Below are 1192 nucleotides of genomic sequence, written 5' to 3' on the forward strand. Positions count from 1 at the left end.
CAGGGCTATCGCATTTGGCCGATGATGGACCTTGCGAAGTCGTCGGACCATGCTGATCGCTTTCTTTTTCTTGAGATGGGGAGGTTTGGCCGTGCGGTTCTGAGGAGGTTGAGGGTGAGGCGCCTCAGGATGGCGAGGTTTTCGGGGCCGTTGTCGGTGCGGTTGCGGGCGCGGTCCTCGTCGAAGGTGACGTCGAGCACCCAGTGGAGGCTGTTCTCGATGGCCCAGTGGGAGCGGATGGCGCGGGCGAAGGCCTCGGGGGTGAGGCGGGCGGAGGAGAGGTAGTAACGGGTCGCGGGCGGGCCGCCATTGCGGCTGGCGGTGACGCAGGCGAGCGTGGCAAGGCCGGGCATGGCGGGGGCGCCGGGCTCGGCTCGGTCACCAAAGAGCCAATCGACAGAATGGGTTACGCGGTGGTGGCGGGTCTCGATCCGGCCGTGGTTGGCGTCGGTGGTCTCGAAAGCCTCCAGGGGGCCGGGCGGGTCGGCGAAGAAGCGCGCGACCTCGGCCAGCATCGCCGGGCGGTTGCCTTTCAGCGCGAAGAGGTAATCGCCCCCCCGCTCCAGCACCAGCTGCGCCGTCTCGGCCTGGGCGTGGATCGCATCGCCCGTCACCAGCGCGCCATCGAGCGCCAGCCTGGCCAGAAGCGCCCGGGCGGCGGTGATCTCGTTCTGCCCCTCGGCCACCGCGCGTTGGCCGAGGCTGACCCGCGCCTCGGCCCCGAAGGCGGTCACGACATGCAGCGCCGAGCGGCCCGCCGCGCGGTCGAAAGAGCGCCTCAGCGTCTTGCCGTCGATGGCGACGACCCCGGGCCCCCCGGCGCCAAGGTCGCTCAGGAAGGCCTCGAAAGCCCGCCCGAAGGCCTGCGGATCGAGGAGCCGGAACACCCGGCTGAAGGTGTCCTGGCTCGGCAAACCATTCTCCAGCCTCAGGAATTCCCGCAAGAGAGGCTCCCGGTCCCCGGCAAACTCGGCAAAATCCACGCAGGTTTCCGCCCCGCAGACCGACGCCACAAGCGCAATCGTCAGAAGGTCCAGAAGATCATGGCGCTGCGCATTCCCCGACCGGGGATCAGGCAGATCGCGGAAAATCGTGATCAGGGACGGCATCGGAAAACTCCACAAAAGGAGCCCTCCAAAGAATCCATATCACCCCTCACCGCCAGAGATATTTCTCAAATGCGATTCCCCTG

1 protein-coding gene is annotated in these 1192 nt (G+C 67.3%); it reads right to left on the reverse strand.

Going from position 1 to position 1192, the window contains the following annotated elements; all coding sequences use genetic code 11:
• Positions 1–5: 5 nt before the first annotated feature.
• Positions 6–1109, reverse strand: a complete 1104-nt coding sequence (locus tag P0645_RS19225) for an ISAs1 family transposase (RefSeq protein WP_284166167.1) — start codon at positions 1107–1109, stop codon at positions 6–8.
• Positions 1110–1192: the final 83 nt, after the last annotated feature.

The organism is Frigidibacter sp. SD6-1 (assembly GCF_030143255.1).
Classification (GTDB): Bacteria; Pseudomonadota; Alphaproteobacteria; order Rhodobacterales; family Rhodobacteraceae; genus TMP-24.

What these genes read in the sequence shown, in the direction of transcription:
- P0645_RS19225 (WP_284166167.1), bottom strand. Translation starts at nt 1,109, where the DNA reads ATGCCGTCCCTGATCACGATTTTCCGCGATCTGCCTGATCCCCGGTCG.